This window comes from Gloeomargarita sp. (assembly GCF_053491055.1).
Genome location: NZ_JBRCEP010000078.1, coordinates 1 through 23,889 on the forward strand (window position 1 = coordinate 1; position 23,889 = coordinate 23,889).

Below are 23,889 nucleotides of genomic sequence, written 5' to 3' on the forward strand. Positions count from 1 at the left end.
GGGCTGAAGATGCCCACCAACTACAGAGTTCGCTAACACCCAAGCATCGACACAGTGAGCATCAAACACTTCAGCGGTTTTTTTGCCAGTCTTTTTGAGACCCAAAGCATCCCGCATCTGTTTGGTTTCCCAACCCGAACGAGTCACCACCTGTCCTAACTTGGCAAGTTGCTGGTAAAACCAATGCTTCCCTACCTGTGACGACTCCCGTCACTCATCATCGTTGAGTAAACACAACTCTGATTGAGTGCGGGCTGAACGCTTCACAGACTTGTTTATACAGAGGTCTCAGCGTGCTGCCACCGTGCGCCCCACGGCGGGAACAAGTCAGGGAACCTCTCCAGAGATTTAACTTGTTCCCATTAACTATAGCACAAACGCCTTTCATCCCGACTCTGACCGGCCCCCAGTCCCCCCGTATACGGGGGTACAGAGCGGGGCTTCAAGGACTACGTCCCGCTAGCGCGAGCGGCGGATTAGCTAACCCTAGGTAGCCCCCAAAATCTTCTGGACAATTTGCATCCCCGTTACGGCCTGCCAACCAAACAACCCCAAAACCAGGCCGTTGAGAGTAATGTGCAAAGCGCGCGCCCATTGACTGCCCTGCTGCATCAAAGGGGCTAGGGAGGCGGAAACGGCAATTAGGCCCGTCATGCTCAAACCCACCAGTAAATGGGGGCCAAGAAAGAGTTTTTGATTGTTGATGTAGGTAACTGCCATCCCCCCTAACGTTCCCAGCACCATCAACGCTAGGAGCAGGGAACCGATTTGGAAATGCCGTTCGCGAAATTTCCCTTTGAGCAACTGACTTTTTTCTTCACCTTTGGCCGTGCGTGTGCGAATCACTTGAATCCCGGTGTACAGGGCATACAGGCTCCAACCCAGTAAAAACCACATCAATACGGGATGAAAAAATGGCAATACGGGCTTGAGCCAGTTGGGAACTGTAATCATAAGGAAACACAGCGTAATGCAAGGGATACACACCTGTATCATAGCTCATTGCGCCATTGTCGCAGTCGGTTCTGAATGGCTGGGGGCAACCCCCGGATCACCCGTCCAGCGGTCACCTTGGCGGTGTGGTGTTGGGGGGGATGGGCCATCGCCTGCCAAAGAGCCGGCGCGGAGAGCCATTCGGCGCCATAACCCGTTGCGGTCAGCCATTCCAAACGGTCAGAAGTCACCACAATCAGCCGCTGGCCTCGTCCCCGATGCCGGGCGCAAAACCCCTCGATATAGGCATCCGCCGTCACCCCACAGCCCGTATAACACACGCGCACCTGGTCGGTGATGGTTTCCCACCGCTCCGGTTGGCGACGGTTGTGGGCATCAAAAATGATGTAGGTTTGGTACTGATGCAGGGCGCTGTAATTACATAAGCGTTCAATCAGTTCCCGCCGCCATTGCTCCCAGTCGCCTTGGGTGACATCCCATCTGGCACCAATCACGTTGTAACCATCCACAACCATCAGGACGTTGGTCTTGGGTGCCATCACGGGTAGGGGGAATTTTAATGTTCTCTTAAACCCTATGGTAGCGTGGGCCAGCGACGTGATCCAGGTCATAGGTTCCCGGCGACGGGTATCACGGTCGGGCAGCGCTATTGGAGCGACGATGGAATCAACGCGGGAGTAATGGTTCTTCCTTCCCTCATGGCTCCCCGTTGGCCGATGAAAACGACTCTGTTTGCCCTGGGTTTTGTCCTTTGGCGCTGGGTGGGGGAAAAGGTGGCTGCGACCCGGGCGTGCTTACCAGGGGGTTGGCTCGCCCGGCAGGTTGTCTCAAGCAACTCATCCCGGCTAACGGGACGGGAACCCTTGAACCATCCCGGCGATTGTATCCCCCCTTAGTCACGACCCAAGCCCGCTATTGGACACGGACGCCGGTGGGGGACAGTCCGTCGCGGTGCCGCTGGGTCAGTATTTGTCGTGAACGTCCAGGCCGGTCAACTGGATTGGTTCTGGTAGCCGCCTGGGTGTGTGATCCAGGGCACTGCTGACGTTCTGATAACGTCACTGCGGGTCTTTGTCGCTCCTGAGAAATTAGGGATAGCGACTGGAGCTACATTCCACAGGGGTTCTAGGGCACAGGCGCTGCTAGAGGGTCGGGCAACCGGCCCTTTGGCCTTTATTGCCCCAGCATCGCCAAAAGCGTAAAGTACAGTAAACTACTGCCACTCAGGAGAAGGGAAAGGGTCGCCACGGCAGTGACCGGACGTTGCCAGAGCCGCGCCAGCCCGCGGGCCACCGTCAGCAATACCCCCAAAATCACGGTGACAAAATAGCTCAGGTAGCGACTGACGTTCGTCCAAAACCCGTCCATGTGCGTTGCTCCTTGCCGCTGCCATTCTTTAACTAATTAATTATTATCGGTGGTGCTACCTTTGTAATGCTCAAGAAATGGTAACAAGGGTTCTCCTTTAGGTCAGTGGCTTTGCCTTTTTCGGGAGAAGCAGCAGAGGGGAATGGAATGAACGACCGAGAACTGAGAGCGCCTATCGTCAGAAATGGCCTCCATTCCTTTGGGCAGGCACGGCCATTACCCTGAAAGCCACCGGCAAAGGGCTTAGCCAGTCGGCCATCCAATGGCTCAGCGGGATGGCGCCAAACTTACTTCGTTGACACCGGGCCTTTTCAGGAAGGTATAAGCGCGATTGCTGAGAATCCTATCGTATGTGGCACAGGCAATCGTCCAGGTGTGGTGGCGGTTTCGGGCCTGCACATCCAGAAAACAGGTTTCTTTGGGGGTCAACTGCCGTTGTGGGTAAGGGTGTGTCGCCAGTTGCAGCCCAGGGGGACGGCGGGGTGTGTCTTCCGTACCCTCGGCCACTTCCGTGCGTAGGGGCCGCCAGCGGTCAATAGTGTAGCTGTACCAGGTGGCATAGACCGGTTCTTCCCTGTAGATAGGCTCCTCTTCGGTCTCTGTGCGGTAACGGGTTTCATAAACCGGCTCCTCGGAGCAGACCCGTTCCCCCGTGCCATCGCCCCGCGAGACGGTTTCACATTCGGTGCGCGTGCCGACTTTTACTTTGTAAGGCACTTGTACCGTTCTCTTCTCGGTGCCGATCTGGATTTTGCGGGTGGATTTCTGACGCTTTTCGGTACGGACATGGTATGCCCCCTCCGGCAGCGTCCAATCCCCTTCCGTAACGGGGCGACGCTCTTCAATTGGCACTTCGACGCGCCAATGGCGACGCAACACCAAAGCGTTGACCGGACGCGGAAGGGTGACCAGGTGAACCAGTGTATTCAAACCGGCTATCCCCAGACCCACCAGGCCCACCGTCGCCAGGATGTACACCGTCGACAGGATGCTTCTTGGGCGGTCTGCACCAATCTCACGCATGCTGCCGCCAGATATGTCTGCAGCAATCTCACGCCCGCTGCCGCCAGACATGGGGGAGACCACCCTACCCGTGTAACGCCTGGAGGAATAGGCCTCTGGGCGTGACGATGGACGTTCCATCACAACGCCGACCGGTAGGGTCTCCAGGGGTGTACTGCCCCCGTCAACATCCACCTGCCGCGTATGACAGTTGCCACACACCAAGGATTCGCGGGGGGCGCCGGTTTCGGGATTGGCCGCTCCGCACACCTTACAAATCCAGTCCGGGCCAGCATAACGCGCCACCTCCGCAGGCGACAGCACCACCGAATCAGGAGCCTCGTAGAACTTCACCGTGCGATCCCGCCACCAGAAACACCTCGGACAACGGCGAGTAGGCCCCGGAATGTGCTTATGACCGCAGCACGGACAATCCCAAAATAATAAAATAATTTCTCTGCGCCCCATGACCGTCCCCCACCCCCAACACCCTCATTCTATAAAATTCCCAGAACCATCGCCTAGAGGCGGCCCAGGGACACCCCCGCACCTCCAATCTCTATGGAAAGAACCGCCCCCTAAACATGTCCAAACCATTGCCACAATGACCCTTTCCCAACCCCCTCCCCACACCAGGACAACCCCCATACCTTAACAAAACGTAACATTTCCGAAAAACTATGCAATAATTGACAGCATCAGGATTTGAGGGTGTTTTATGAAGCGATGGCTGGCACAGATTAACGTGAATCCCACAGGTGCAGGCACGTTTGGCTTTACCCATGTGGCAGAGAAGTGGAATGGGCGCTTGGCGATGATCGGCATTGTCTGTCTGGTGGTCGGGGAAGTGACGACCGGCAAGGGGCAGTTGGCGCAGATGGGAATTGTGGGACGGGGTGCGGGTTTGGTGGTGGTCCTGCTGTTGCTGGGGTTGACCATCGCCTCGATGTTGGGCTATTACGCGGTGGGGGTAGCGCAACGGCTAACGCTTACGGAATCAGAAAATTCAGCAACCCCTGCTCCGGCAAATAGCCCCGAAACCGCCCCGTCTCAGCCAGGACCAACAGCAGGGACACCGACCAGTTAGGGGCAACCTGGAGTTCGGCCCAGGGAACCGCCACCTCCAGACAGGTATCCCAGGCCATTTGGGTGCGCGTCGGTTGGGGGCACCAGGTGTCACCCGCTTCTGCCCGACTCAGCCAGCAAAACCGTTCCCGCAGGTGAATGCCCAGGTGATGGCGATACCGGTAGTTACAGGGCGCCACATCCGGCACCTCCGCCAGGGGAATGGGACTGGTATGCCCCACCTGCCCCGGATAAAACCACACCAAATGCAGACTGGAAAACCCCTCCTTACCGGGGATAAACCCCTGGCGAAAATCCACCCTTAGGTAAAAGTGCAGGTGATCCGTGCCGTAGCGAATGGCCTGTACCGGGTGGCTCTGGTGCATCGTCGCCCTGGCTGCGCCCACCCGCACCAACCCCGCCCGACTCCAGTCCTGTTCATCCCCCCGCCCATCAATCACCGGCTGAATCAGCCCCTCCGGCGGGTAATCCCCCTGAAAATGCTGGGGTTCCAAAGGATACTGCAACTCCGGCGGCGGCGTTTGCCCCAACCCCTGATAAATGGCCTGGAGATGCTCCCGAAACAGGGCATCAAACACCGGGTCCAACCGGGAACTGTGCCCCGCCCCAAACCACCAAAACCAGTCGGAACCCTCGGCAGCCAGCAGGGCTTCCCACACCATCGGCGCCGGGTTTTCCGCCTGGGCCACCGCCAGCCGTGCCCGCCCCAGCCACTCCCAAGCCCGATTTTTCACCGGGTCGCCGATCCAGGTGGTGAAATTAGCCTCGATCCAGGAGCCGCTGTGCAAATCATCCAAAGTCCGTCGCGGCGGAAACTCCCTTAAAAATTCCGCAACCGTCACCCCCCGGAACCGCTCATCCCGACTGAGGGTGGCAAACAACGTCTGCAAAAATTCCCCGCCATCCCCCGGATAATACTCCCAGCAATTTTCCCCATCCAAAGCAATCGTCACCAACCAGGGGTCCTCCGGGGTGGTCTCCTCCTGTGCCCGCTCGTAAATCAGCCCCAGCCGGGTGACCAAATCCGTGACTGCCGCCGCCGCCGGGAGATGACCGTAGGAAAACCCAATCAAATCCGACAGGCGATGATCCCGAAAAACAATAGCCAGTTCCCCGGCTGATGTTTGCATTTTGTAAGGACGATATAAGACATCCGCATCCACCACCTGTCCTTGGGTATCGCGGCAGATGGGTTGTTGGCAACTGGCTGCCAGCACCCCCTCATCGCTACACAGCCAGCGAAACCCCTGTTGGGCAATCGGCTCTAAAATCTGGGGACTCACCGCCTGCTCCGACGGCCACAGGCCCTGGGGTGTACCGCCAAAATACTGCTGATAGCACGCCCAGCCGCGCTGCAGTTGCCAAGGCACATCCTGCGGCCATTGGAACCGGTGGGGCAGGGCAATGTTCGGCACCGCCACCCGCGCCGCTTCCGTATCCCACAGCAGGGGCAAAATGGGATGGCTATAGGGGCTGGTGGTCAGTTCGATCACCCCTGCTTCCTGCCAGCGCCGATGTTCCGGGATAATTTGCGCCAAAATCTCTTGCTGGATGCGCCACAGGGCTTGGCGGTCGGCCAGGGTGAAATTCCCGCCCCGCGCCCACCACTCCTGCACCTGGGGCCGGTCGTGGAATAGAGGGTCCAACCAGGTGAGGTTGTGCCACATCAGCAGGTCTTCAAAATCCTGGAGCGACCAATGTTCCAGACACCAGGCGCGCCCTTTGGTCTGCTGTTGTTCATACAAGCGGCGATACCCCGGATAGGGGTCAATCATGGTGCGGTGGTGGGCGTCAAAAAAACTGGTCACCACAAAATTCCGTTCCCACTCGCTCAAGTCTGCCGCCGCTTTCAAGCTCACCTGCAGGTAGGGGTCCATTGCCCGCCCTTGGGCATAGTCGTCGATCTGCACCAGCAGCGATGGCACCAGATTAATCGTGTGGTGGAAGTTGGGGTAGCGGGTGAGATGGAGTAGTAAATCCAAGTAATCCTTCGTCCCGTGGAGCCGCACCCAGGGCATCCGGTATTCTCCCGTTAGCAGGCTTTTGTAGAAGGGTTGGTGCTGATGCCAGATAAAGGCAATGTACAGAGGATGCGGCATAGGGCGTTCCCAGGCAACCTAAACCCACTGTACCAGCTTTGGGGGTTACTCGCCGGGGCGGGACTGCTCTAGGGATTCACGCAGCGCTGAGAGTTCCTGGGTCAATTCCTGCAGTTGCGCCGCCGCATCCGCGGGGCTATCGCCACTGGTCACCGTCACTTCCACCGGGGGCGAGGCAGGGGGTGGGGGATTGCGCCGATTCCACAGCCGTTCCACAAATTCCCGCGCTTCCGCTTCCGTTTTTTCCCCTCTGGCGACCAATTCCTGGGCCAGTTGGGCCATCTCCTGTTGCCACTGCTGTAGTTGGGCCTGGCGTTTCTGTTCGTCTTGCACCCACTCCATCACCACTCCGGCGCATCCCAAGGCCAAGCGAAACCCTTGTTGCAACCACATTTCCGGCGTATTAGGCATGATCCGTCCCTCGGTTTGGTTCTAATGTATCAACTGGTTTGGGCAAATGGCAAATCCGCTGGGGTTCGATATGAATCGTGATGCCCGCCGGGCCATAGTGCTTTTGTAATAACGCTTCTACCTGTTCGCTCACCGCGTGGGCTGCCACCAGGTCCGTAGTCGCCACCACCAAATGCAACTCAATAAACACCTGCCGTCCCACCACGCCCCGCGAGGTAATGTCATGGCATTCCACCACCCCCGGCACCTGCTGGGCGACCTGGGCAATCGCTTCCGGAGCAATCGCCATCGCATCCACCAGCCAGGGCAAATTGGTGGCCAAAATCTGCCAACCACTGCGCCAGACCAGCAACGCCACGGGGATTGCCACCACCGCATCCAGCCAGGTCCACCCGGCCATGACCCCCAGCAAACCCGCCAGCACCGTGAGATTGATCCACACATCCGTGAGGGTGTCGGCGGCATCGGCCAGCAGGATGGGACTGTCCAGGCGTTGGGCCTGCTGTTGTTCATACCAACCCACAGCCCAGTTCACCCCCAGCACCAACAGGAGCAACCCCAATTCCAGACTTCCCACCTGGGGCGGCGGCGTCTGGCCCCGCAACCGCCCCACCGCCTGCTGGAGCAGCTCAAAACAGGTGATACCCAAAAATACAGCCATGCCCAGCGCCGCAATCGCCTCAAACTTTTGGTGTCCGTAGGGATGGTGGCGGTCTGGTTCCGGCTTGGCCCAGTGGTTGACCAGCAATCCCAGCCCATTGCTCAAGCTATCCGTCACACTGTGCAGGGCATCGGCCAAAATCGCCAGGGAACCCGTCCCCAACCCCACCGCCAGCTTGACCCCCAACACCCCCAGGTTGTACCAGAGAACCGTCAGCAGCACCCGCCGAATGCGCTCCCGACGGCTAACCGGCATAGGCACCTACGCTGACCAACTGGTTTAGGCGGCGAATCCGCTGGCAGAGATTTTGGATGATATTTAAGGCAATGGCCGGATTATTCACAATCGCCTCCCGCATCTGAGGCTGGGACAAACACAAACAGGTACAGGGCGTCAGCGCCGTCACCGAAGCCGAACGGGGCTCACTGTCAAATAGGGACATTTCCCCAAAATAGGCCCCCGCCTCGAACCGCGCCAATTCCAGCTCGCCAATATGAATCTTCACCTGGCCCGCCGAAAGAATATACAACAGTTGCCCAATATCCCCGCGCTCAAAAATCGTTTCCCCCGGTTGGAAATGCAATTCCACCATCTCCACCGCCAAATCCCGCAGGAAATCGTAGTCATCAATGCCCCGGAAAATGGGCACTTCCCGCAAGAACATCAGGCGGTCGGTGAGGCTCAAAGGGGATGAATCCGTCATCATCACGACACCCACAAACTCCCTGGCTGGTGTAAACGGCAGTGGCCAAATAGCGGTTATGGGGCAAAGCGCACCGTAATTGTAACCGATCCCCTGCAAACAAGCCAAGATGGCGAAGAAAAAAGCTTAGAAAAACCGCATTTCCCAGCACCGCTCCACCGTCTCCCCTACCCGGCCATCGGCAGTCATCGGGGCAGAAAATCCGTAAAATTGAGATACCTCACCATTCCGCTTGTCCCTATGCCCCTCAGCGGCGATGCCATCCGGCAACAGTTCCTCGATTTTTACGCCCAGCGGCAGCATCAGGTCTTGCCCAGTGCGTCGTTGATCCCCAGCGACCCCACCGTCTTGTTGACCATTGCCGGGATGTTGCCGTTTAAGCCGGTGTTTTTGGGACAGCAACCGGCCCCTGCCCCCCGCGTCACTACGGCCCAGCGCTGTTTACGCACCAACGATATTGACCATGTGGGACGCACCCGCCGCCACCACACCTTTTTTGAAATGCTGGGCAATTTCAGCTTTGGGGACTATTTCAAAGCCGAAGCCATTGCCTGGGCGTGGGAATTGGTCACCCAGGGGTTTGGCCTGCCCCCGGAACATCTGGCGGTGAGTGTGTTGGCCGAGGATACGGAGACCGTGACCCTGTGGCAGGAGGTGGTGGGGTTGCCGCCGGAACGGATTCAAAAAATGGGTGCGGCGGACAATTTTTGGGCAGCAGGGCCCACAGGCCCTTGTGGCCCTTGCTCCGAAATCTATTACGATTTCGCCCCCCAACCCGGTGCGGTTGACCTCACGGATGAGGAACGGTTTGTGGAAATTTACAACCTGGTGTTTATGGAATGGAACCGGGATGCAACCGGGGCCATGACCCCCCTGGCGCACAAGAATATTGATACAGGAATGGGGTTGGAGCGGTTGGCCCGCATCCTGCAAAATGTAGGGAGCAATTACGAAACGGATTTGATTTTTCCCCTGATTCAACAGACGGCAGAATGGCTGCATCTCTCCTATGCCCAAGCCACCTGGGAACAGCGTTTATCCCTGAACATCATTGGTGACCATCTGCGGGCGGTGGTCCATCTAATTGCCGATGGGGTGATTCCCAGCAATGTCCGGCGGGGCTATATTTTGCGGCGGTTGATCCGACGGTTGGTACGGCATGGGCGTCTGTTGGGTTTGCGGCGTCCGTTTACGGCGGAATTGGCCCAAACTGCCATTGAGTTGGCGCGGTCTGCCTATCCCCATGTGGCCGAACGGGCGGCGACAATTCAACAGGAATTGGACCGCGAAGAACAGCAATTTTTGAAAACCCTGGATGTGGGCGAACAATTGCTTTTTGCGGTCATCGCCCAAAAGCCCCGGCAAATCAGCGGCAAAGTGGCCTTTGATTTGGCGACTACCTACGGCTTTCCCGTCGAATTGACCGCCGAAATTGCGGCGGAGCACCAACTTACCGTGGATATGGCCGGGTATGAGCAGGAAATGACCAAACACCGGGAACTGTCACGGGAAGGGCAAGAAACGGTAGATGTTTTGGCGGCCAATCAATGGGTGGAATGGGCTGAGGAATTGGGGAAAACTGTATTTACTGGGTACTTAAACATTAGCGGTACAACCACAGTACAAGCCATCGTGCAGGGCCAGGAGCGGGTCAGTCGGTGTGATGCGACTGCTGGCGATGTGCTGGTGATTTTGGCAGCCACTCCCTTCTATGCGGAATCTGGGGGTCAGGTGGGGGATACGGGCATACTGGAAAGCCCCGACGGCACGCTGAGATTTCGGGTGACCGATGTGCAAAAAAAAGCCGACCTGTGGGTGCATTACGGGCGGGTGGAACAGGGGGAACTGGCCGTGGGAATGACGGTGCAGGCGCAGGTCGATCGCTGGCGGCGGTATCGCACCCAAGCCCATCACACGGCCACCCATCTCCTGCAAGCTGCATTACAAAAGCTGATTGACCCCCACATTGCCCAAGCCGGTTCTCTGGTGACGGCGGAACGGTTGCGGTTTGATTTCAATTGCTCCCGTCCCCTCACCCCGGCGGAATTGCAGCAGTTGGAATGGCAGATTAATGTTTGGATTACGGAAGCCCATCCGGCGCAGGTGTTGACCTTGCCGTTGGCTGAAGCCAAGGCGCGGGGGGCAATTGCCATGTTTGGGGAAAAGTACAGCGACCCGGTGCGGGTGATCGATATTCCTGGGGTTTCCATGGAATTGTGCGGTGGCACCCATGTCACCAACACCGCGGAAATTGGCCTGTTTAAGATTGTGGCGGAAACGGGAATTGCCAGTGGCATTCGCCGGATTGAAGCGGTAGCGGGCTTGGCGGTTTTGGACTACCTAAACCAGCGGGATGCGGTGGTTAAAGAGTTAACCGATCTATTCAAAACCAAGCCGGAAGAGATTATCCCAAGGGTGCGGGAATGGCAACAGGAATTGAAAGCCAAGACCAAACAGATTGAGCAATTAAATGCCCAATTGGCCCGCTCTCAAGCCCTGCAATTGCTCAGCCAAACCGAAACGGTCAATGGCTACCAATTACTGGTCGGTCAGTTGGGGCAGGTGGAAGGCGAAGCCCTGAAACAGGCCGCCCAAGAATTACTGCAAAAACTGGGCAAAGGGGCGGTGGTGTTGGGGTCGGTTCCCGCTGCCGATAAGGTGACGTTAGTCGCTGCGTTTAGCCCCGAAGTGGTGCAGTTGGGGCTGCAGGCCGGGCACTTGGTGGGGGATTTGGCCAAACGCTGTGGCGGTGGGGGCGGTGGCCGACCGAATTTGGCCCAAGCCGGGGGCAAAGACCCGCAAGGACTCCCCCAAGCCCTAGAGCAAGCCCGGCAAGCGTTGCGACAAAAACTCGCCAAGGCGTGAAGCTAGGGGGGAAACGGCGTCCCAGACCCTGGCGTTAAGAAAAATAACAGAAAATGAAAAGACTATGAAAACCCGGCGGTCAGGATGGTATGCTGGCATTGATGAAATGATTATGAAAAGGGCCAATGCGGGGTTGGTGGGTTTGGGGGTTGGTGTTGTGGGTCGGGGGGTGTCAGGGCCATGCCACGCCGCCGCAGGCCCAGGAAAAGGTGATTCTCACCACTTTTACCGTATTGGCGGACATGACCCGGAATGTGGCCGGGGCGCAGGTGCGGGTGGAATCGCTGACCAAACCGGGGGTAGAAATTCACGGGTACGAACCGACGCCGATGGATATGGTTCGTGCCCGAAATGCTCGTTTGATCCTAGAAAATGGTCTGGGTTTGGAGCGGTGGGCGGAGCGATTTTACAGCCATTTGCGGGGTGTGCCCAGGGTGACAGTAACCCAGGGAATTAGGCCGATTCCCATGCGTGCGGGTGCCGACCAAAACCAACCCAATCCCCACGCTTGGATGTCTCCCAAATTGGCTTTGATTTACGTAGAAAACATCCGCCAAGCCTTGGTAAAATTGGACCCTGGCAAGGCCGCCATTTACACCCAAAATGCCCGGAACTACCAACAAAAAATTCAAGAGCTAGACCAAAAATTACAGCAATCCTTGAGCCTTATTCCCCCTTCCCAAAGGGTTTTGGTCTCCTGTGAAGGGGCATTTAGTTATTTGGCGCGGGATTACCAACTCCAAGAAATTTATCTCTGGCCGATCAATGCGGAACAGCAGGGTACGCCCCAACAAATTCGCCGTGCGATTGACCAGGTGCGCGCCAGCAAAGTACCGGCGGTGTTTTGTGAAAGTACGGTGAAGGACCAGGCACAAAGGCAGGTGGCTAAGGAAGCCAACGTGCAATTTGGCGGGATTTTTTATGTGGATTCCCTGACGCCGCCAGGGGGGGCCGCCCCCACCTACCTACAGATGTTAGAACACAACGTCCATACCCTGATCCAAGGTTTACGAAACCCAGCCCCTTTTCGGAGTGAATGCCATGCGCCAGACCCCCAGGATTGTGGTTGAAAATGTCACGGTTACCTATCACGACCAGGTGGCCTTGTACGGCATCAATTTGGCTCTGCCAGCCGGAACCATGGTGGGTTTGGTGGGGATGAATGGCAGCGGCAAATCAACGCTTTTTAAGACCATTATGGGGTTGATTACGCCGAAAACGGGGCGGGTGTGGATTGAGGGGTTGCCCATTCCGCAGGCGCACAAGCGGGGATGGGTGGCCTATATGCCCCAAAGCGAGCAGGTGGATTGGCAATTCCCGGTGCGGGTGCAGGATGTGGTGATGATGGGTCGCTATGGCTATATGAATTGGTTGCGCATCCCTCGCCCACTGGACCGGCACATTGTGGAAATGAGCCTGCGACAGGTGGATATGTTGCCCCTGAAAGACCGGCAGATCGGGGAACTATCGGGAGGGCAAAAAAAACGGACTTTTTTGGCCAGGGCCTTGGCCCAACAAGCCCGTATTCTACTCCTTGATGAACCCTTTAATGGGGTGGATATGAACACGGAACGGGCAATGATTCAATTGCTGATGCACCTGCGGGATACAGGGCATACCATTTTGGTTGCCAGTCACGATTTGAGTGGAATTTCTACCTTTTGCGACCAAATTATTTTTATCAACCAAACCATTTTGGCCTACGGTGCAACGCAAGAGGTATTTACCCCCGAAAATCTCAACCGGACGTTTGGGGTTCCCTTGCCGGGGATTGTTCCCTAGCAACAGGTTTATTTATTTATGGGCAACTTAAGGCTGGTATTGATGTGGGATTGGTTGACGGCACCCTTGCAGTACGAATTCATGGTCAAAGCCCTGCTGGTGAGTGGTTTTGTTGGGGTGGTGTGTGGGGTTTTGTCCTGCTATATGATCCTCAAGGGGTGGGCGTTGCTGGGGGATGCAGTTGCCCATGCGGTGACCCCTGGGGTGGTTTTGGCCTATGTTTTGCGGCTGCCTTTGGCCTTGGGGGCCTTGGTTTTTGGGGTGGGTGCGGTGTGGTTGATGGGTTGGATTCAAAAACAAACCCGCATCAAGGAAGATACGGTGATCGGTTTGGTGTTTACGGGATTGTTTGCCCTGGGGTTGGTGTTGATTTCCAAAACGCCAAGTAATGTGGATTTCTTGCATATTTTGTTTGGTAATGTGCTGGGTATTCCCACTTCAGAAATGGTGCAAACGTTGGTGGTTGGGACGGTGACCCTGGCGGTGCTTTTGCTGTTTAAGAATGATTTGCTTTTGTTTTGTTTTGACCCCACCCACGCCCGGGCGATTGGCATCAATGTCACGGGGTTGCATTATTTGTTGTTGACGTTGTTGTCCCTCACAATTGTGGTGGCGTTGCAAACGGTAGGGGTGGTGTTGGTGGTGGCGATGTTGATTAGCCCTGGTGCGACGGCTTATTTGCTGACGGACCGCTTTGATGGGATGTTGATTTGGTCGGTGCTTTCGGCGCTGGCGGCCAGTGGGTTGGGAACTTACCTGAGTTATTATCTGGATGCGGCGACAGGAGGCTGTATTGTGTTGGTACAAACGCTGCTATTTCTCCTGGCGATGCTCTGGGCGCCCAAGCATGGCCTGCTCAGGCGGGTCAGCCGGCCCGGTTAAGCAATGTAGAAACTTGAAGAACTTGAAGTTAGGGTTAAGAAAGATTGCCAGCGGCGGGGGAGCGGTTACACTGAGTGCCAAGTTACGTTTGGTAAACCTATGCGCCCGATTCGTACGTTTAAGGTGTCTCCGGCTTTGCCGGCGCGATTGGAGCCGTTGCGGGCTTTGGCCTACAACCTGTATTGGGATTGGAGCGACGAAGTTAAGGAGCTGTTTCGCCGGTTAGACCCGGATTTGTGGGAAGAGAGCCGTCACAACCCGGTGTTGATGTTGGGGACGATCAGCCAGGAGCGGTTGCAGGCAGCCAGTACGGATGATGGGTTTTTGGCGCATCTGGAACGGGCGCAGCGGGAGTTGCAGGACTATTTGCAGGAGCGCAGTTGGTATCAGCGGCAGCGGGGGACAAGAACCCAGGAATGCTATGCCTATTTTTCGGCGGAATTTGGCCTGACGACGGCTTTGCCGATTTATTCCGGAGGGTTGGGGGTGCTGGCAGGGGATCACCTGAAGTCGGCTAGTGATTTGGGTTTGCCGCTGGTGGGTGTGGGGCTGTTGTACCAACAGGGTTATTTTCAGCAATATCTCACTGCCGATGGCTGGCAGCAGGAGCGCTATCCGATCAATGATTTCTACAATTTGCCGTTGCATCTGGAGCGGCAGGCGGACGGGTCGGAACTGCGCATCGAGGTGATCTTCCCGCAGCGGGTGGTGTATGCCCGGATTTGGCGGGTGGATGTGGGTCGGGTGCCGTTGTACTTATTGGATACCAACATTCCTCCCAACAATCCTTACGACCAGGACATTACGGACCAGTTGTATGGCGGCGACCTGGATGTGCGGATTCATCAGGAGATGATGTTGGGCATTGGGGGGGTCAAGGCGTTGCGGGCGTTGGGACTCCAGCCGACGGTCTATCACATGAACGAGGGGCATTCGGCGTTTCTGTCTCTGGAACGCATCCGGGAGTTGATGGTGGAGCAGGGGTTGTCGTTTGCGGCGGCGAAGGAGGCGGTGCGCGCCAGCCAGGTGTTTACCACCCATACGCCGGTGCCTGCGGGGATTGATTTATTCCCGCCGGACAAGATTCTTTATTACCTGGGGCGGTATCGGGAAATTTTTGGCCTGTCGGAGCAGGAGTTTCTCTCGCTTGGCAGAGAGCACACGGGGGATTTTCAAGCGCCGTTTAATATGGCGATTTTTGCGATTCGCATGGCGAGTCTGGTCAACGGGGTGAGTCAGTTGCACGCGCGGGTGAGTCGGCAGATGTTTGGGTCCCTGTGGGGGTTGACGCCGGAGGCGGAAGTGCCGATTCGGGGGATCACCAACGGGGTACACGCCCGCAGTTGTGTGGCGCCTGCGACCCAGAATCTCTATCAGAAATACATCAGCCCGGATTGGTGGGCGTTACCGGCAACGGCGCCGGAGTGGCAGCGGGTGGAGGCGATCCCGGATGAGGAATTGTGGCGTATCCATGACCGGGCGAAGATGCAGATGATCCTCTACGTGCGGGAACGGCTGCGGCGGGCCTTGGCGGAGCGGGGGGCGTCCCAGGCGGAAATTCTCAAAACCCGCGAGGTGCTTGACCCAGAGGCCCTGACGATTGGGTTTGCCCGGCGGTTTGCCACCTACAAGCGGGCGAATTTGTTTTTGGCCCAGCCGGAGCGGTTGTTGAAGCTGTTGGCAGACCGGCAGCGCCCCATCCAGTTTGTGTTTGCGGGAAAAGCGCATCCTAAGGACCAGCCGGGCAAGGAGATGATCCGGGAGATTATTCATTTCGCCAAGGAACATGGCCTGGAGCGGCAGATTGTGTTTGTGCCCAACTACGACATCAATACATCGCGGTTGATGGTGGCCGGGTGCGATGTGTGGCTAAATAACCCCCGTCGTCCCCGTGAGGCATCAGGCACCAGCGGCATGAAGGCGGCCATGAATGGGGTGCCCAACCTGAGCACCCTCGATGGCTGGTGGGCAGAGGCGGATTACGTGAACACGGGCTGGCCGATCGGGCGGGGGGAGGAATATACGGATACGCAATTGCAGGATGAACTGGACGCCAACGCCCTGTACCAGGTGTTGGAGGAAGATGTCTTGCCTTTGTACTACCAGCGGGATGCGGAGGGCCTGCCCCGGGGCTGGATAGCCAAGATGAAGGCGGCGATTCGCATCAATACGCCCCTATTTAACACCCAACGGATGGTGCAGCAGTACGCCCAGGAAGTCTATTTCCCGGTCAGCGACCGCTGGCTGCACATGTCGGCGCAGGCCTATGCCAAGGCGCAAGCGTTGGCGGACTGGAAGGCCCAGGTGTTTCAGCATTGGTACGACATCAAAATTCGGGAAGTGATAGCGCAGGCTCCCAAGGAGGTGCGGGTGTACGAACCGATTGGGGTGACGGCGCGGATTCACCTGGGCGGTTTGACGCCCCAGGATGTGCAGGTGCAACTGTACCAGGGGGAGGTGGATGCCACTGGCCATATTCCCGTGGGGCAGGTGGTGCCCATGACCTGTCAGGGACCAGACGGGGATGGTTGCTACCGCTACACCGGGGAGGTGAGTTACCGCAGCAGTGGGTTGCAAGGGTTTGCGGTGCGGTTGTTGCCCCATCACCCGGACTTGGCCAATCCGTTTGAGATGGGCTTGGTCCACTGGGGAAATTAACACACCCGAATTTGACTGATGGCAATGTGTCCCCCAAAACATACGGCCACATCGGCGGTGGGGTCGCAGGCCCGTTCGTGGTACACCCCTTGGTAGAGAAATCCTTGGGGGGTGGCGGCGTACCGGATGGGCAAGGGTTGGGTGCAGGGTGGACAAAAAACCAGGTCCGGTTCGGGGGCCGCAGGGGGCAAAGCGGGAAAGTTCACATTCCAAAAACTGCCCGGTTCCGGCTTTTGGAACAGCAGGTGGAGGACCCGTGCGAGCCAGCGCTGGGTGCGCGCCCAATCGATCACCTGCCCGGCTGGCTGGTATTGGGATAGGGCAATGGCAGGTATGCGATGAAAGGCTGCTTCCCGCACGGCAGCCACGGTTCCCGATTGGTAGATGTCCACCCCCAGATTTGCGCCCTGGTTGACCCCGGCAATCACCCAGGTCGTCTCCGGTTGCCAGTGGCCCAGCGCCAGGCGGACGCAATCTACAGGGGTGCCCTGGACGGCATAGCGCTGGGGGGAACGGGTTTCCACAGGGATCGGGTGGCGGGTGGTGATCTGATGCCCACACCCGGAACAGGGGGTTTGGGGCGCCACCACCAGGGCCTCGGGCAGCAGCTCGGTGAGGATGGCCAAACCAGGGGCGTCAATGCCGTCGTCGTTGGTCAGGAGAATGGTCACCGCCCTAGTCTTGGATGTAGGGTTCGCCGCGCAGCAAAGCCATTTCTGCCCGCATCAATTCTCGCCCCAGGTAGGCGGCATGGCTCAATTGACTCACCGGCTGAAAACTGGTGCATTTTTCAAAAATTTCCACACACACTTCTTTGGCGGTGCGTCCCCGGAACACATATTTGGGTTCCCGTTTGGGGCCGCCGCGGGCAGGAATGGGTTGGCCGGTGTCGGGGTCGGTGGCCAGTCCCCGGGCGTCAATGACCGTCGTAAACCATTGGGCGTAGATGTAGCCTTCTTGGGGGTCAATGTAAATAATGAAATAACCTGCCGGGTCCAATTCGAGATGCCGTTTGGACAGGGTTTCATCAATACCACGGATTTGGTCCGCCCAGTCAGTTGACGTCATGGCAGAGATTGCAGTGAAGGGATTGGTTATTCTTTAACTATTGTGACCGGTTTGGGGTGGCATACGGTGGGGCGGTGGCCACAAATACGCAATTATGTGTTGGTGCGGCTGTGCTTGGCGCCGGTGATGGTCTGGACGGTGGTGACGGTGGTGTTTGTGCTGTTGCGGGCTACGCCGGGGGACCCGGTGGATGCGGTTTATGGGGGACGGGCGCCGGCAGCGGTCAAGGAGGCGTTGCGTGTGCAGTTGGGGTTAGACCGGCCTTTGTGGGTGCAGTATCTGCATTATCTGGGGCAGTTGGTGCGGGGTAATTTGGGTATGTCCTTGACAGAACCAGGGCGGGCGGTAAAGGACATCATTGCCGCGTACCTGCCCGCGACGGTGGAATTGGGGCTGGCGGGTTTTTTGGTGGCGGCAGGGTTGGGGGTGGGGCTGGGGTTGGTCACGGGCAGTCGTCCGCCGTCTCGTCCGGTAGCGGTTGCCGGCAAGTTGTTTAGTATCGTCAGTTACGCCGTGCCCCTGTTTTGGTTGGGGATGCTGTTGCAGTTGTGGTTGAGCGTCGGGTGGCGGTGGTTCCCTTTGGGGGTGCGGTTTCCGGTGCAGGAAGTGCCCCCAGCCGGACCTACGGGTTTGTACGTAGTGGATAGTGTGCTGGCCGGAAATTGGCGGCAATTGGGCATTACCTTACACCATCTGGCCTTGCCCAGTCTGACGTTGGGGATGGCGTTAAGCGGTTTGCTAGAACGGCTGGTGCGGGTACAGGTGCGGGCGCAGTGGCAGGGGGATCACGTGGAAGCGGCACGGGCGCGGGGGATTCCGCCTCGCTGGATTTTGACCCATCATGTGCTGCCCAATGCGTTGATTCCGGTGGTGGCCCTATTGGGCTTGACATTGGCTTCTCTGTTGGGCGGCGCCATTGTTACGGAAGTGACCTTTTCCTGGCCGGGGTTGGCATATCGGTTGTACGAGGCCATTCACCTGCGCGACTATCCCACGGTGCAGGGGATTGTGGTGTTTTTAGCGGTGGTGGTGGTGGTTTTGAGTATTGCCATTGACCTACTCACGGCTGTGATTGACCCCAGGGTGCGGCTGTAGGTCATCCGAGCGAGCGTAGGGATGTGCCGCGGGCAACACGGCAATTTCCCTGTGCACCCACTGCGGCGGTTACCATCCTACGGTCTGGGTTCCTAATTGCCTGGTTGTAACCAAGGGGGCGCAACTGTCTTGCGCTCGGGATGATTTTCAATTGGTACCAAAGAGGGCACCATGCAATCATCTGACCCTGCTTTGGCGGGGAATTTCCGCTCACCCGCGTTCAGACATCTGGCCGACCCGCTACCATGATAGAGAGTGGCGCCAGGATGCCCATGACCCCTTATGTAATTATTTACGATGGCCTGTGTCACCTCTGCTGTGCCGGGGTGCAAGCGGTGGTGGCATTGGACCGCGGCCGTTTATTCACCTATATTCCCATGCAGGATGAGGCGGCTTTGGCGGCCTGGGACCTTACACCACTAACCTGTGCTGAGGGCATGCTGCTTTTGGAACAAAACCACCCATACCGGCGGTGGCAGGGCAGCGCCGCTGTGGAACAATTGGCCAGTCTGGTGCCGGGATTGGCGCCTTGGGTGGAGGGATACCGGCGTATGACGGCGCTGAAATCTCTAGGGGATGCCTGCTACGCCCAAATTCGTGACCATCGCTACGACTGGTTTGGGCGCCGCGAGACGGTCTATCGGGTGACGCATCCCTAATGGGGCGGATTCTGGTGGGCATCGGCGGGGGCATTGCCGCCTATAAGGTATGTACGTTGATTTCCCAGTGGGTGCAGCGGGGGCATCAGGTGCGCGGCATTCTTACCCCGGCGGCGGAGCGGTTCATCACACCCCTGACCATCAGCACCCTCAGCCGTCAGCCCGCCTATACCGAACGGGATTTTTGGCAACCCACCGGTCGCCCCCTGCACATCGAATTGGGTACTTGGGCAGAGGTGATTCTGGTGGCCCCGCTCACGGCGGATTTACTGGCCAAAGTGGCGCAGGGACACGCCGACGACCTGCTTACCAATACCCTGTTGGCCAGCTCGGCCCCCGTGTTGGTCGCTCCAGCCATGAATCCCACCATGTGGCAGCAACCAGCAGTGCAACATAATTACGCCCAACTGAACCAATGGCCGCGCTTTCACGCAGTCGGGGTGCGCTCAGGTCTGCTTGCCTGTGATGCGGTGGGGGCCGGACGCATGGCGGAACCGGCAGAAATTGACCCCTGGGTGGAATCGTTGTTGCTTACCGGGGGGCAGCGGGATTTAGCTGGCTACAAAATTCTGGTCACGGCGGGGGGCACGCGGGAGCATCTGGACCCGGTGCGGTTTCTGGGCAATCCGGCGACAGGGGCTATGGGGCTGGCGTTGGCGCAGGCAGCCAAACATCGGGGCGCGCAAGTAACGTTAATCCATGCGTCGGTGGCGCTGCCTTTGCCCGCCTGCGACCAAGTGGTGGCCGTTACCAGTGGGCCAGAAATGTATCAAGCAGTGCTGGCGGCCTTTCCTACCCACAACTGGTGTTTCATGGCGGCAGCAGTGGGCGATGTGCAACCTAGCACCTATCACCCCCACAAACTCCCCAAGGCGGCCTTACCCGCTTGTTTGCCGCTGGAACCCGTCCCGGATATTCTGCAAGCCTTGGGTGCCCGCAAACAACCGCACCAACTCTTGGTGGGATTTGCCGCCCAGACCGGCGACCTGGAAGCCCCCGCCTGGGAAAAGCTCAAGCATAAGCGGCTCGATGCCATTGTGGCCAACCCGGTGGATGAACCCGGCGCTGGGTTCGCTAGCCCCACCAACCGCGGCCTTTGGCTCGACCGGCAGGGGCAACGGCGGGAATTTCCCTTGCTGCCTAAACTCGCCCTAGCACACCGGATTCTCGATGCGGCGCGGGCGCTCTACGAGGACTCCTCCTCATCCGACTCCGCCGCCAGTGGGTAGTAGAAACTGCGGGAACGCCCTGTAAGAATGGATTTGGCCAGGGAGATGGCCTTGCGGGCTTGAAAGAGCGCCTCCCGTTTCCAAACCGCTTTGCGCCGACGACTGCGGGCTTTGGAGGTTTTCTTCTTCGGAACCGCCATAGGGGGTGGTTAACGCACAACCCTTCTAAATTACCACATCGCCAGGACTGATTAACGGTTGTGCAGGGCCGTATAAGCAAAAACTTAATACATTACCCGCAGGCTATGGTATGCTAAGACCGTAGAATCTTAACAAAGGTTTACGTTGTCACGAGGGGATACCGATGGCGGCGACGGTTACTTCACCCAGACCCACCATCAAGGCGCTCAAGGATGCCTGGGTCGGTTTGCACGCCCGCAGTTGTCCCGACATTTATAATTTTCACCTGCACACGGTGCATTCGGACGGTCGTTTGGCGCCGGAGGAGGTGATCCAGCAGGCGATTGCCTGTGGCTTGCAGGGCTTGGCCATCACGGATCATCACAGTGTGGAGGGCTACCAACGGGCCGCGGCCTATCTGGCGAGTTTGAACCATCCCCGCAAACCCCTGCTCTGGTCGGGGGTAGAGATTAGTTGTGAGTTGCTGGGGTTGGAAGTGCATATTTTGGGGTATGGGTTTGACCCCCAGCACGCGGGCATGGCTCCCTATTTACGGGGCACGACTCCCTTAGGGGATGACTACGCAGCGGCGGCAGTGATTGCGGCGATTCAGGGAGCGGGGGGATTAGCGGTATTGGCGCACCCGGAACGTTACAAAAAACCGGCGAGTGAATTGATCCCGGCGGCCAGCGCCCTGGGAATTGACGGGGTCGAAGCCTACTACGCCTACCACAACCCCGACCCCTGGCGACCCAGCCCGGAACAAACGGCGCAAGTGCTCCATTTGAGTCGAATTTACGGCCTGTGGGTAACCTGTGGCACGGATTCCCACGGGTGCAGTATTCTACGGCGGTTGTAAATTGGGGGTGAGGATACCTGTCAACACTCCCTCGGACTAAGGTCGGGGAATTCTTACGCAGTCCGTAATCCGACTCGTAAAGGCACTGTCAAGAGTTTTTTGCAGCAAAACGCTGAGTCGGTTGGTTGAGACGTTGGCATTTCCGAACCCTTGGACCGGCAACACCCAAAACGAAAAAGTTATCACGTTTGGGCGTCTTTACCCCAATCTCAAGCAATTCCATTGGCAACTGAAACAGTAATCCTATAACAAGGGCGCTGGACAAGAATTGCTCCAGGCATCTGTTGTGCCATTGCCAGAGTCCTAAAACACACTGCAATTTGCTGCGATTGCGCATGACCCCTGATTGATACGGCTTTCAACCCTGCCACATAAGTACAAAAATCAACACAAGGGGTTCCAGGAAAGTTGCTGAAAATAACCCCATCAGTCACCCATGCTTTTGGTCATGACCGGAACATCACGGGGATGGGATCAATTCACCGGTATCACAATTTCCACCAAAATCGAATCTGCCCCATAACCTGCAGGTCCCGACCCCGGATCGCCACCGCTGAGACCGGGGCCAAACTGCACCCCAAAGGGCAAAGGCCAACCCCCTGGACGTTCCTGGCGCAACTCGATGCGGGCTGCCCCGCCTTGGCCGTAATTTACGTTGTCTGTGGTACGCGCTCGGGTGCGCAAGTCTGCTGCCCGTCCCTCCGGCGTTTGTGCCACCCCTGCCGGCATCATGCCGGTTATGATCACGAAACCGCTAAGGACGCTGAGTAGCCACCGCAATCCGCACGCCGGGGATTTGCCGCAGTTGATCCATAATGGCCACCACTTGCCCATAGTTGGCATCCCGGTCAGCATTGATCACCACGATCACCTGTTGTCCCGTGGGCACCAGCGCCCGTACCCGCCCTTGCAGGTCGCTTAAAGGTACCGTTTCGCGATTCACCGCAACCGTACCTTCCTTGGTCAAACTGACCGTGACCGGTGGTGCCTTTTGTCCCTGCGCGGTAGCCGCTTTGGGTAAATTCACCGGCAGACTTTCGAGGCGCGTGAGGGAGAGGGTACTGACAATAAAATACACCAAAATGGCAAAAATCACATCAATCATGGGGACGATGTTGATCTGGGCGAGGGATTCATTCTCCTCGTTGAGCCGCATGGAGTCCTCCTTTTTCGTAGAGATGGCGATAAAGTAATTCCAATTGACCGCCGTATTCTTGAATCAGGGCGATTTGCCGCTGATATAACCCCCGAAACACATTGGCAAACAACAGGGTGGTCATGGCGACAACCAGCCCCGCCGCTGTAGAAATGAGGGCTTCGCTAATGCCTGCCGTCACCGCCACCGATTGGCTGCCGCCCAAATCCCCAAGCCGCAAATTGCTCAAACTGGTAATCAACCCCAAGACGGTGCCCAACAACCCCAAAAGGGGCGACAGGCTAATGATGGTTTCAAACACCGTATTAAACCGTTTGATCAAGGGGAGTTCTGCTTGGGCGGCAGTTTCCAGGGCGAGGCGAAATTCCTCCGGGTTGGGGTCGTCCAGTTCGAGCGCAGATAAAAAAATGCGCGCCAGGGGCAGATGGCTATTTTGTTTGAGCAAAATGATTGCCGAACGGGGACTGCGTTCGTACAAAGCGAGGGTTTCTTGGACAATTTTGGGTTGTTGCGTGTTGACCTGCACCCAAAAGACCACCCGCTCCAAAATCAACGCCAGCGCCAGAATCGAAAACCCCAGCAACGGCCACATGACAATGCCCCCGGCGGCAAAAAGACGACTGGCAACTTCCATAGTTCCCGGTTACCTCACGGCGTTTGACCCTGCGTCATCCTCCTATCAGTGTAAGGGTTGGGATGGCTCTGCTTTCTAAAACCCATACCAACTACGGGGAGAGGGCATCACGGAATTGTTGACATAGATATTAAAGGTGAATTCAACGTTGAGTTGGTTGTAGGGAAATTGTTCCGGTAAGGCCCCAAAGGGAGCCGCCTGCTGAATCGCCCAGAGGGTTTCTGCGTCGGTTTGGGGAGAACCGGAGCTTTGCAGGATGCGCACGTTGGAAATCTCGCCACTGCGGTTGATGGTAAAGCCGATGACCGTCTGCCGCCGCTGGTCCGGGGCCTTGGGACGCCAGTATTCCTGCACGCGCCGCCGGAGATTGGCCAGATAGGGGCCGAGGTCAAAGTCCTGACGGGCGGCCAGTTGGGTGGGGCCGGGGGCGTTGCGGGTGGTGTTGGCCTCCTGGTCCAGGGCGGCTTGCCGGGCGTCTTTGGTCAGAGTGCCCCCCAGCAGCGATGCCTGGCCCTTGGGTTGGGGAGCAGGGGCGGGGGTGGACTGATCCGCTAAGTGCGGACTGGCTAGGGGTAGGGGTGTCTGCACGGGGCGGGGG

26 protein-coding genes are annotated in these 23,889 nt (G+C 57.7%); 11 read left to right on the forward strand and 15 right to left on the reverse strand.

The window, feature by feature from the left end:
- Positions 1-486: 486 nt before the first annotated feature.
- On the reverse strand, positions 487-954 hold the full coding sequence (locus tag ACWISF_RS08645; protein WP_448381184.1) for a DUF4079 domain-containing protein: 468 nt from the start codon (positions 952-954) through the stop codon (positions 487-489).
- A 38-nt stretch (positions 955-992) separates the two neighbouring features.
- On the reverse strand, positions 993-1,493 hold the full coding sequence (locus tag ACWISF_RS08650) for an NYN domain-containing protein (protein WP_448381208.1): 501 nt from the start codon (positions 1,491-1,493) through the stop codon (positions 993-995).
- Between the two features lie 177 nt (positions 1,494-1,670).
- Between ACWISF_RS08650 and ACWISF_RS08655 the strand changes: the two genes are divergently transcribed.
- Entirely contained in the window at positions 1,671-1,850 is a 180-nt protein-coding gene (locus ACWISF_RS08655) for a hypothetical protein (RefSeq protein ID WP_448381185.1), read from the forward strand.
- A gap of 277 nt (positions 1,851-2,127) precedes the next feature.
- Here ACWISF_RS08655 and ACWISF_RS08660 read toward each other — a convergent pair whose 3' ends face one another.
- Positions 2,128-2,322, reverse strand: coding sequence for a DUF751 domain-containing protein (locus tag ACWISF_RS08660; RefSeq protein ID WP_448381186.1), 195 nt, complete (start codon positions 2,320-2,322; stop codon positions 2,128-2,130).
- 267 nt (positions 2,323-2,589) lie between these two features.
- Positions 2,590-3,678 carry a hypothetical protein gene (locus ACWISF_RS08665; protein WP_448381187.1) on the reverse strand — a complete coding sequence of 363 codons (1,089 nt, stop codon included), beginning with the start codon at positions 3,676-3,678 and terminating at the stop codon, positions 2,590-2,592.
- A gap of 364 nt (positions 3,679-4,042) precedes the next feature.
- On the opposite strand from ACWISF_RS08665, the gene ACWISF_RS08670 reads away from it, so the two are divergent.
- Positions 4,043-4,411 (forward strand): chlorophyll a/b-binding protein, encoded by a 369-nt coding sequence (locus ACWISF_RS08670; protein ID WP_448381188.1) that lies wholly within the window; start codon positions 4,043-4,045, stop codon positions 4,409-4,411.
- On the opposite strand, the gene ACWISF_RS08675 is transcribed toward ACWISF_RS08670, so the two are convergent.
- Genes ACWISF_RS08675 through ACWISF_RS08690 form a run of 4 tightly spaced genes read right to left on the reverse strand, consistent with a single transcriptional unit; the run spans position 4,314 to position 8,284 of the window.
- Positions 4,314-6,509: a glycoside hydrolase gene (locus ACWISF_RS08675; RefSeq protein WP_448381189.1), complete on the reverse strand. Its 2,196-nt coding sequence runs from the start codon at positions 6,507-6,509 to the stop codon at positions 4,314-4,316. The genes ACWISF_RS08670 and ACWISF_RS08675 overlap by 98 nt on opposite strands.
- A 45-nt stretch (positions 6,510-6,554) precedes the next feature.
- The gene (locus ACWISF_RS08680; RefSeq protein WP_448381190.1) at positions 6,555-6,920 is read right to left on the reverse strand and encodes a hypothetical protein; all 366 of its coding nucleotides are present in this window, start codon (positions 6,918-6,920) and stop codon (positions 6,555-6,557) included.
- Complete coding sequence (locus ACWISF_RS08685; RefSeq protein WP_448381191.1) at positions 6,913-7,836, reverse strand: cation diffusion facilitator family transporter; 924 nt, start codon at positions 7,834-7,836, stop codon at positions 6,913-6,915. The genes ACWISF_RS08680 and ACWISF_RS08685 overlap by 8 nt, the downstream gene beginning before the upstream one ends.
- Complete coding sequence (locus tag ACWISF_RS08690; protein ID WP_448381192.1) at positions 7,826-8,284, reverse strand: Crp/Fnr family transcriptional regulator; 459 nt, start codon at positions 8,282-8,284, stop codon at positions 7,826-7,828. The genes ACWISF_RS08685 and ACWISF_RS08690 overlap by 11 nt, the downstream gene beginning before the upstream one ends.
- Positions 8,285-8,524: 240 nt before the next feature.
- Between ACWISF_RS08690 and alaS the strand changes: the two genes are divergently transcribed.
- From alaS to glgP, 5 genes are all read left to right on the forward strand, one after another.
- On the forward strand, positions 8,525-11,149 hold the full coding sequence (gene alaS / locus ACWISF_RS08695; RefSeq protein ID WP_448381193.1) for an alanine--tRNA ligase: 2,625 nt from the start codon (positions 8,525-8,527) through the stop codon (positions 11,147-11,149).
- A 125-nt stretch (positions 11,150-11,274) separates the two neighbouring features.
- Entirely contained in the window at positions 11,275-12,219 is a 945-nt protein-coding gene (locus ACWISF_RS08700; RefSeq protein ID WP_448381194.1) for a metal ABC transporter substrate-binding protein, read from the forward strand.
- Positions 12,191-12,931 (forward strand): metal ABC transporter ATP-binding protein, encoded by a 741-nt coding sequence (locus tag ACWISF_RS08705; RefSeq protein WP_448381195.1) that lies wholly within the window; start codon positions 12,191-12,193, stop codon positions 12,929-12,931. The genes ACWISF_RS08700 and ACWISF_RS08705 overlap by 29 nt, the downstream gene beginning before the upstream one ends.
- 42 nt (positions 12,932-12,973) lie before the next feature.
- The gene (locus tag ACWISF_RS08710) at positions 12,974-13,813 is read left to right on the forward strand and encodes a metal ABC transporter permease (RefSeq protein ID WP_448381196.1); all 840 of its coding nucleotides are present in this window, start codon (positions 12,974-12,976) and stop codon (positions 13,811-13,813) included.
- 99 nt (positions 13,814-13,912) lie between these two features.
- Entirely contained in the window at positions 13,913-16,471 is a 2,559-nt protein-coding gene (glgP, locus tag ACWISF_RS08715; protein ID WP_448381197.1) for an alpha-glucan family phosphorylase, read from the forward strand.
- Here glgP and surE read toward each other — a convergent pair.
- Together surE and ACWISF_RS08725 are read right to left on the reverse strand one after the other, a co-directional pair.
- On the reverse strand, positions 16,468-17,142 hold the full coding sequence (surE, locus tag ACWISF_RS08720; protein ID WP_448381198.1) for a 5'/3'-nucleotidase SurE: 675 nt from the start codon (positions 17,140-17,142) through the stop codon (positions 16,468-16,470). The two genes, glgP and surE, sit on opposite strands and share 4 nt — an antisense overlap.
- A 4-nt stretch (positions 17,143-17,146) precedes the next feature.
- Positions 17,147-17,539, reverse strand: coding sequence for a DUF4346 domain-containing protein (locus tag ACWISF_RS08725; RefSeq protein ID WP_448381199.1), 393 nt, complete (start codon positions 17,537-17,539; stop codon positions 17,147-17,149).
- A gap of 66 nt (positions 17,540-17,605) precedes the next feature.
- On the opposite strand from ACWISF_RS08725, the gene ACWISF_RS08730 reads away from it, so the two are divergent.
- The 3 genes from ACWISF_RS08730 to coaBC all read left to right on the forward strand — a co-directional run bounded on the left by ACWISF_RS08730 (position 17,606) and on the right by coaBC (position 20,522).
- Positions 17,606-18,634, forward strand: a complete 1,029-nt coding sequence (locus ACWISF_RS08730; RefSeq protein WP_448381209.1) for an ABC transporter permease — start codon at positions 17,606-17,608, stop codon at positions 18,632-18,634.
- 272 nt (positions 18,635-18,906) lie between these two features.
- A complete protein-coding gene (locus ACWISF_RS08735) occupies positions 18,907-19,293 on the forward strand; it encodes a thiol-disulfide oxidoreductase DCC family protein (protein WP_448381200.1) in 387 nt (128 codons plus the stop codon).
- Entirely contained in the window at positions 19,293-20,522 is a 1,230-nt protein-coding gene (gene coaBC, locus ACWISF_RS08740) for a bifunctional phosphopantothenoylcysteine decarboxylase/phosphopantothenate--cysteine ligase CoaBC (protein ID WP_448381201.1), read from the forward strand. The genes ACWISF_RS08735 and coaBC overlap by 1 nt, the downstream gene beginning before the upstream one ends.
- Here coaBC and ACWISF_RS08745 read toward each other — a convergent pair.
- Positions 20,480-20,662, reverse strand: coding sequence for a 50S ribosomal protein L32 (locus ACWISF_RS08745; RefSeq protein ID WP_448381202.1), 183 nt, complete (start codon positions 20,660-20,662; stop codon positions 20,480-20,482). The genes coaBC and ACWISF_RS08745 overlap by 43 nt on opposite strands.
- 164 nt (positions 20,663-20,826) lie before the next feature.
- On the opposite strand from ACWISF_RS08745, the gene ACWISF_RS08750 reads away from it, so the two are divergent.
- Entirely contained in the window at positions 20,827-21,501 is a 675-nt protein-coding gene (locus ACWISF_RS08750) for a PHP domain-containing protein (protein WP_448381203.1), read from the forward strand.
- Between the two features lie 474 nt (positions 21,502-21,975).
- Here the strand turns inward: ACWISF_RS08750 and ACWISF_RS08755 are convergent, their stop codons facing one another.
- The 4 genes from ACWISF_RS08755 to ACWISF_RS08770 form a co-directional block, all read right to left on the reverse strand.
- A complete protein-coding gene (locus ACWISF_RS08755) occupies positions 21,976-22,233 on the reverse strand; it encodes a hypothetical protein (RefSeq protein WP_448381204.1) in 258 nt (85 codons plus the stop codon).
- 22 nt (positions 22,234-22,255) lie between these two features.
- Positions 22,256-22,657 carry an ExbD/TolR family protein gene (locus ACWISF_RS08760; RefSeq protein WP_448381205.1) on the reverse strand — a complete coding sequence of 134 codons (402 nt, stop codon included), beginning with the start codon at positions 22,655-22,657 and terminating at the stop codon, positions 22,256-22,258.
- A complete protein-coding gene (locus tag ACWISF_RS08765) occupies positions 22,635-23,291 on the reverse strand; it encodes a MotA/TolQ/ExbB proton channel family protein (protein WP_448381206.1) in 657 nt (218 codons plus the stop codon). Before ACWISF_RS08765 ends, ACWISF_RS08760 begins: the two co-directional genes overlap by 23 nt.
- 75 nt (positions 23,292-23,366) lie before the next feature.
- Positions 23,367-23,889: energy transducer TonB (locus ACWISF_RS08770; RefSeq protein ID WP_448381207.1), on the reverse strand; the 523-nt coding region annotated here is incomplete at its 5' end.